This window comes from Dehalococcoidia bacterium (genome assembly GCA_022449765.1).
Classification (GTDB): Bacteria; Chloroflexota; Dehalococcoidia; order Lucifugimonadales; family Australimonadaceae; genus UBA2963.
In genome coordinates, this window is the sequence record JAKUPZ010000023.1 from 1 (window position 1) to 7,554 (window position 7,554).

Consider the following 7,554-nt stretch of genomic DNA (forward strand, 5'->3'; position numbering starts at 1 on the left):
GAGATTCACCATATCAAGTGATTCTCGCCTTTCCCTCCATTCCTCAAGGCCTGAAATTCCCATTGCATACCAGCTTGTTTCATATAGCTCAAAGGCATACCACGCATGCTTCACATGTAAAGATTCCTCGGTGAACATGTAATGCATAGGCCCACCATGAGCAACTACCGCTGTAAGTTGGTCCTTATGAGTATGTGCAAGCTTTGCAGCCCAATATCCTCCGAAAGAATTACCAACTACAGCAATGCGTGAAGAATCTAAATCAGCTCGAGCACGTATCCAATCGAATACAGGGTCAAATAATCGCTCAGAATCAGTCCCGAATTTTAAAGGAGATTCGCCTACACCAGGCATATCCATAGTTAATGCGGCTACGCCTTTTCTTAAATAACCTCCAACATCTCGCTCTTCTTTAAAACCATCAATACCCCCCATGCTTACTACTATAGGAACAACTTCATTCCCTTTAGGCCTGCGGAAATACGCGGGAATTGAATCCCCCTCCCCTTCTCGACCTTTAAACGGTATCAATATTCGTTCTAACGGTGGGTCAAAGAACTGAGAGGCTTTCAGGAAATTGTCTTTTGCCAAGCCATAGGCTTCGAGCTTTGGAGCGGAGTTTATGGTGGGAAATCGACCGATATGATAGTAGTCATATGCAGCAAGGTATTCAGACATTGCAGTGGCAGTATCGCCAATCGCCTCGGCATTTACGGCTTTCTCTTCATGTGGAGCTGCCGCATCAGAAAAAGCCTTAGCCCACTTAGCAGGTTCAGTTGAATCGAGTTTCGAAAGAGCCTTCTCCACTTCATCTGCAGTTACGTACCTGCAGGGGTTCACCAAAGCACGTGCTCGATTCATCAAAATTTCATGGACTTCTGAAAATGGACGTGGTTGTAGCGCCAATGGCAATTGATCGGTCATATAAACTCCTAATTAATACGAATCAACGACGTGTACCGCCGTTTGCATCAATGCATTCCCCCGTGATATAGCCTGCGTAATCTGAGGCGAGCCAAACAACCGTTCCTGCATGCTCCTCAGGCTTCCCTAGTCTTCCAAGCGCGGAACTACCACCGGGCGTAGTATAAATAGCTGCTGAGGATTCACTCCATCTTGGCCTATGAGGGGTTTCAATACCCCCGACTGCGATGACGTTAACACGAACATCCGGTCCCCATGACGCAGCCATAGACTGAGTCATATTTATCACTCCCGCTTTTGCAGCGCCATAAGCAGGAGAGTCTGGCGAAGGCGCTCTACCAGCAATAGAAGCAATATTGATAATAGATCCCTTCCCTTGCTTTTTCATAATAGGGACAACGGCGACGCTGCATTGGAACATGGAGACCAAGTTAACTCGATAAGCCTCGAGCAAATCATGCTCAGTGAGTTCCATTAATGGACCTGCTTTGAAAGTTTCGCCCCAGCTACCACCTACAACATTTACTAAAATATCAACTGTATCAAACTCAGTAAGTACCTGTTCCACCATGCTCTCAACTTGCTCTTTATCTCTGACGTCAGCCGTGACGCCAATTGCTTTACGCCCCAGTGCCTGGACTTCAGATACTACTTCCTGAACCGGTGCATGAGGTCGGCTTCGCCCAGCGGTCACCTCTTCAGCTTCGCGTGCCACAACCACGATATCTGCACCATGCTTAGCTAATTCGATACAGCAAGCACGGCCCAATCCTTGGGCACCTCCGGTGACAATAGCAACTCGCCCCGTTAGATCAAAATCCATAACAAACTCCCAAATGTTATATTGCAGCAAGGAGCATCTCTGCTCCTTAAGCGTCTTTTGCAGAGGTAGGTCCAACTTCACCGGTACAGTAAGGAATGAAAGCCTTCATCCGGCATGTGACTCCGTTTTTCCTAAGTTCTTCTTCGAAAATTTCATGAATGCGACGTTCCTCATCTTCGTATTCAATCTGATACCCACCAGCCTTAAAGCTTGCATCGGCTCCCTGTCCGCGTGGGATAGGATTGCGTAACCCATGCGTCCCTGGTGTTAATGCCATATAACGAGCCCGCCGCGTTCCTGAATTAAAGTGCTGATGGTAAGTACCGTCGCTCGGCACAATAACCAAGGATCCCACTTTCCAGTCAGCCTTTCGCAAATCTGACATATCATCCTTTGTCCAGATAAGTGAAAATCCTGCATCACCGCTTAATAAGACCAAGTTAGCTCCAGGTCCATGTCTATGTGCTTTCTTATATGTGCCGATTGGGAATTCAGAAATATGTGCTTTGCTTAAATTCCCAGCCATTTCAAACATAGAGTTGATACCGCCTGCGCCTCTTTCACTCCACTCATAAAGAGCCATATCTGGGGCGTTAGGCATGAAGTTTGAAGCCCAGATTCTACGCTTATAAAGTTTCCCGTTGCCGCTGAAGAAATCATCTTCACCACTATATCTATTCGCAAATTTATAATCACAATTGAAAATAAAGTCGTTGTCTGAAAATAGGCGCATATTACAAGGTGCAGTTGTTACAGCAAGGTAACGTGCAGGTTCGGCACCGCTACCATTAAAGTGCTGGTACCACGCATTTAGTGGAATTGAAAACAAACTTCCTTTTTTCCATTCAAAGGTTTTTTTCTCGCTACCATCTCCGGTCCAAATGCTCGTAGCACCCACACCTGAAATTATGTACACATACTCTTCATAAACATGGTGCTCTGGCTCGGATTTGCCGCCTGGGTCTATTTCAATTATCTGAGAATCGTTAGTCAGTACGTGATAAGGAATATTGATGACAGCGCCCTTGCCTCCTTTACGCTCCCAAGGACCGAGCTCGATTTTCGACATGTCCTCAAAAGCAAAGTCTTCAATGACTTTTACTCTTTCTGCCTTGAGCCAGTCTTTATAAGAATCAACCAAGCCAAAGTCTTCAAGACTTTCGGGTGTAGGTGCATACTTAATTGCTGCGTCTGAGTCACCAGTAGTCATAATCAATCTCCTCTCGCCTTTGAGTTTGAATGTGACTCCCACCATACGCTTGCTTTTAGTTTCATGCACACTTGACTCACGTTAAATTGAAGAGCAGACTTTCGTCATTAGGACCTTCTGGGAGGGATTATGGTTGTCCAGACACAAAATGCCTTAGATCGGTTCGTTACAAAAGCCCGTGAATTGTTCAGTAGAGAGTCTGATTTGGAGAAGCGATGGAACGCGTTGGCTCCGGCCCTAGCTGAATTGCTTGCAGACCCTACTGTAATTGAAGCATCGCAAAGCTGGCCAGATTGTGTGCCTGCGGACGGGCGAGCTGAAAATTTGCTGTTCTACGAAGACCCTGACTATGGGTTTGCAGTAAATGGGCTCACTAAGGGGGCTGCTCGCCAAGGAGTCCCATCTAGGATCCACGACCATGCTCATATTTACACACTTTACGGAGTTTTGGATGGGCACGAACGAATTGAGCGGTACGAACGGTTAGATGATGGGTCAAAACCTGATTATGCTGAAATTCGCCTTGTATCAAACAACATGGTAGAGCCAGGGGAAATTGATCTTGTAGGACCTTATGAAATCCATACTGAAAACACAGTCGGCGAGCGAACTGTTGCAGTGATCATTCGCAGTGAAAAATCAGGTGGTTTCAATCAGGGGCGTTATATACCAGAGACAAATCAGTATTATGAGAGCCTTGGGCCAAGGCAAACTCCCGTGGAAATGTTTCCGTCCATTTAAAATTGATCTCGAAAGTAAAATAAAAGGGAGGCGCTGCCTCCCTTTTATTTGTTATGCACCAAAGCCAAAGAATTTCCCGTCAATGGCGACGGGGTCGACGTGATGGTTTTCTTTTGTATGACCAGGAATAGAGCTACCATCAGGTTTAATCCGAGTCTCGCCTGATCCTTCTTTCTGGGCACCTATACGTAGTAAGAAAAGATTTCTCTCACCTGTATTCAAATACCGATAATAGGCACCTTTAGGGATGAGAATACCCTCATATTGGCTAAGGATTTTGCCATCACCGTTTTCGTCAAAAAAAGTCACTTCACCTTCCAATACAACAAATGCATGATCCTCGTTCGTATGCGCATGTACTGCATTCTCACCACCCTCAGCATTCACTTTTAGTGATAGCCACATCAAATCAGTTTGTGCTAAATCAATATTCAGGCGGCCTTCAGATAAATATGGTCCACTTATAGAGAAAGTAGAGGTCTTGGGCGTAGGTTTAGCTTCTGTTGTCATTACATCCTCCCGTAATGTTCTAGGCGCATAGTACGCTTATTTAAATGTTCTGCATATACAAAAAGCGGCGAGGTGTAAGCTCGCCGCTAATTCATTATTTGGAAGGGTCCGGGATTTTTCGGAGGTAGGGCTTAATTGTTTCCCAACCATCAGGAAATAATTCTTTGGCCTCATCATTACTAACGGCAGGAAGGATGACTACATCCTCGCCTTTTTTCCAGTTAGCCGGAGTCGCAACTTTCCTATTAGCAGTCAGCTGAGCTGAGTCAATTACACGAAGCAGTTCATCAAAATTGCGTCCTGTACTCATTGGGTAGGTCATACTCATTTTTATTTTCTTGTCAGGGCCAATTAAAAAAACAGTTCGGACTGTTTGATTGTCTGCAGCTGTACGCCCGACAGATGAATCAGCTTCAGCAGGAAGCATCTCGTAGAGCTTTGCGACTTCAAGTTGATTGTCCGCAATGATTGGAAAATTCAAACTTGTCCCAGCAATATCCTTAATGTCTTCTGCCCAAAGATTGTGATCCTCAACATTATCCACGCTTAGGCCAATGACTTTACAGTTCCGGTCATCGAACTGGTCTTTCATGCGTACTACCTGGCTTAATTCGGTAGCGCAAACTGGCGTGAAGTCTTTAGGGTGGGAAAATAATATTCCCCAGCCTTCTCCAAGCCATTCATGAAACTTTATAGAGCCTTCACTTGTTTCAGCGTCAAAATCTGGTGCAACATCATTTATGCGTAATGCCATGATTACTCCTAATAATAGATTGGCCTCCGGGGGAATATTGTAGCAAAAATATTAAGGCTTCGGCGATTTATCCATTTGGATAAAGTCAGCCACGCGCTCTCCTATCAAAATAGAAGCTATATTAGTGTTCGCGTGGGTTATTGTTGGCATAATTGAAGCATCTGCAACATAAAGATTTTCGATACCGTGCACACGTAAATCATGACCTACAACTGCCATGGGATCTGATTCAGGGCCCATCATGCAGGTCCCTACTCCGTGATGGTAGCTACCATGCTCACCTCTAGCAAAGTCTGCCCAGTCTTCATCAGGTCCGGGAGATACCAGTTGTCCATAGTACCCTTCCATAGACTCATCATTAATCAAATCATAGATAAACTGCATCGCTGTCAACATGGCATTAAGGTCTTCGGGGTCATGGAGCATCGCGTCATCAATTTCGGGTAAATCGTTTATATCAGTACTGGTAAATCGGATCCTTCCCCTGGCGCGTTGCTCAATAAGATTTGCTGACACAGGCATAAGTGGTGCCATACCTGGAATTTCTGTCGGGGGCCTCTGGAAAATATGGAAATTGCCAGATGGTCGAGATGGGTCACTCTTGTACATCAGTCGGTAACGTGGAATAACCCAGTCTGTCTCAAAATTAGAACGACCTTCAAAAGTCATCGTTAAAGTAGCGTGGTCCTGGTAATTCTCGCCAACTCCCTCTCTTACTAGCACAGGTTCAATACCTAAGTGTTCAAGTTCTTTTGATCGGCCAATTCCTGACAAGGTAAGGATCTGTGGGCTATGGTAAACACCTGCGCTGAGAACTACTTTATCTGCACTTACTGAGCAAATCTCTCCATCCTTGCGGTAAATAACCTCTGTTACATGATTGCCCTCGAATTTCAGCAGCTCGACAGGCGCTTCATCAATAATGTCTAAGTTAGGGCGATCACGAATCGGGTCTATATAGGCAACAACAGTCGATTGGCGAATACCGTCCTTAATATTGTAAGCAGAGCCGCACACGCCAAATGGCTCAGGTACATTCAGATCGGGACAAATAGGCATTCCCATACTTATAGCCCGGTCAATAAAAGCCCTTACAGGCTCAGATGCTTCCATATCCAGCCTGAATGGTCGCTTCACGTAAAGAGGGCCCGAATTACCATGGATGTCCTGATCACCGAAGTCTTCGTCTGTTTCAATACGTTTGAGTATTGGAAGACATTCATCGTAAGACCAACCAGGATTACCCAAAGCCTCCCAAGTGTCCAAGTCGCTTTTTGTTGGTCGCACTACAGCCATTGCATTAACTGACGAGCCACCACCCATTACTCGCCCGCTCACTTTATACAAAGTGCTATCGTCATCAGCTCGTTGTGTTTCATATAAGATGACATATGGAGATTCAAGAACTGCGCGTGTTGCCTGAGAACCATCTGCTATAGATGGTGGCTGCGGCCGGGGGTCAGGTCCAGCTTCCAGTAATAAAACACGTGTTTCAGGGTTTTCACTCAGCCTTGCTGCAGCTACGCAGCCTGCTGATCCTCCCCCAATTACTATAACGTCATAATTCTCATTCTCTGCCATCGGACCTATGCCTCTACTCGCTCTCTCAGTCGTTTGAAAAACTCCTCAATTACCTGAGCTCCAGTAGCTCGGATAACCATATCTCCAATTATTGCGAGTCTCCCTTTTATCTTTACTTCGGAGAAGTAAGACAGTTCCGTATCGTCATTAAGAGGCGACAAGTCCATTGTTATCTCAGCAGTCATAGTGCTATTGGTTAGAGAGTCTTTGCCTTCTACTTCAGCCTTGAGGTGTGTTGGTTCATCTGCTTCGACTATTTGAGCTTGAAACGCGAAGTCTCCTGATACAGGACCAACTTTTGCCTTCATCGCTCCTGTAAATGTCTTGTCGTCAACCATCTCGATGTCTTCGACACCTGGAAAGCATGCTACGAACTGTTCCATATCGAGAACAGTGTCCCAAACTTTCCTTGGCTGTGTTTTAAATTCAACTTTCCCTTGGTACTTCATTAAGTCCTTTCCTTGATTATTAAGTCTTGCTAGCGTCGTAAGTCCCCGCAACACCCGTGCAGTAAGGAATAAAGGCCTTCATGTTGCACTGGGCACCGTTCTTAGCCAGTTCTGCCTCGAATATTTCGTGTATCTCACGTTCCTCGTCTTCGTACTCAACCTGCATCCCGCCATCTTTAATGCTCACATCGCCACCAACAGGCTGATTAGGAGCAATGAAGCCACCGTTTCCATCACGTAATGCCATGTACCTTGCTCGCTTGGTGCCTGAATTAAAATGCTGGTGGTATACCGCATCTCCCGGGATAATAACTATAGTACCGAGTTGCCAATCGCATTTGATCATGTCCGATCGATCTGGCTTTGTCCAAAGCAATGAAAACCCAGAGTCTCCACTCAATAGGAAAAGATGCGCTCCCGGGCCATGACGGTGAGCTTTTTTGTATGTTCCTATAGGAAACTCGGATATGTGATTCCCCATATCATTTTTCCCCATTTCAAGCATCACATTGATTCCACCTGCGCCACGTGCTTTCCAGCCGTATAGTGCCATATCGGGAGC

The 7,554-nt window shown here is 45.7% G+C and carries 9 protein-coding genes; 1 reads left to right on the forward strand and 8 read right to left on the reverse strand.

Annotated features, from left to right (window positions below; genetic code table 11):
* The 3 genes from MK127_07995 to MK127_08005 all read right to left on the reverse strand — a co-directional run.
* The coding region (locus MK127_07995; GenBank protein ID MCH2532731.1) for an alpha/beta fold hydrolase at positions 1-924 on the reverse strand (924 nt) is incomplete at its 3' end.
* Positions 925-946: 22 nt separating this feature from the next.
* Positions 947-1,747 (reverse strand): SDR family oxidoreductase, encoded by an 801-nt coding sequence (locus tag MK127_08000; protein MCH2532732.1) that lies wholly within the window; start codon positions 1,745-1,747, stop codon positions 947-949.
* 46 nt (positions 1,748-1,793) lie between these two features.
* Positions 1,794-2,957, reverse strand: coding sequence for a cupin domain-containing protein (locus MK127_08005; protein MCH2532733.1), 1,164 nt, complete (start codon positions 2,955-2,957; stop codon positions 1,794-1,796).
* Positions 2,958-3,086: 129 nt separating this feature from the next.
* On the opposite strand from MK127_08005, the gene MK127_08010 reads away from it, so the two are divergent.
* Complete coding sequence (locus tag MK127_08010) at positions 3,087-3,698, forward strand: hypothetical protein (protein MCH2532734.1); 612 nt, start codon at positions 3,087-3,089, stop codon at positions 3,696-3,698.
* A gap of 51 nt (positions 3,699-3,749) precedes the next feature.
* Here the strand turns inward: MK127_08010 and MK127_08015 are convergent, their stop codons facing one another.
* The 5 genes from MK127_08015 to MK127_08035 form a co-directional block, all read right to left on the reverse strand.
* Positions 3,750-4,208, reverse strand: a complete 459-nt coding sequence (locus MK127_08015) for a cupin domain-containing protein (protein ID MCH2532735.1) — start codon at positions 4,206-4,208, stop codon at positions 3,750-3,752.
* Positions 4,209-4,302: 94 nt separating this feature from the next.
* Positions 4,303-4,962, reverse strand: a complete 660-nt coding sequence (locus MK127_08020) for a peroxiredoxin (protein ID MCH2532736.1) — start codon at positions 4,960-4,962, stop codon at positions 4,303-4,305.
* A gap of 51 nt (positions 4,963-5,013) precedes the next feature.
* Positions 5,014-6,543: a GMC family oxidoreductase gene (locus tag MK127_08025; GenBank protein MCH2532737.1), complete on the reverse strand. Its 1,530-nt coding sequence runs from the start codon at positions 6,541-6,543 to the stop codon at positions 5,014-5,016.
* 5 nt (positions 6,544-6,548) lie between these two features.
* Entirely contained in the window at positions 6,549-6,992 is a 444-nt protein-coding gene (locus tag MK127_08030) for a carbon monoxide dehydrogenase subunit G (GenBank protein MCH2532738.1), read from the reverse strand.
* Between the two features lie 19 nt (positions 6,993-7,011).
* Positions 7,012-7,554, reverse strand: a 543-nt coding sequence (locus tag MK127_08035) for a hypothetical protein (GenBank protein ID MCH2532739.1), incomplete at its 5' end; no start/stop codon positions are given.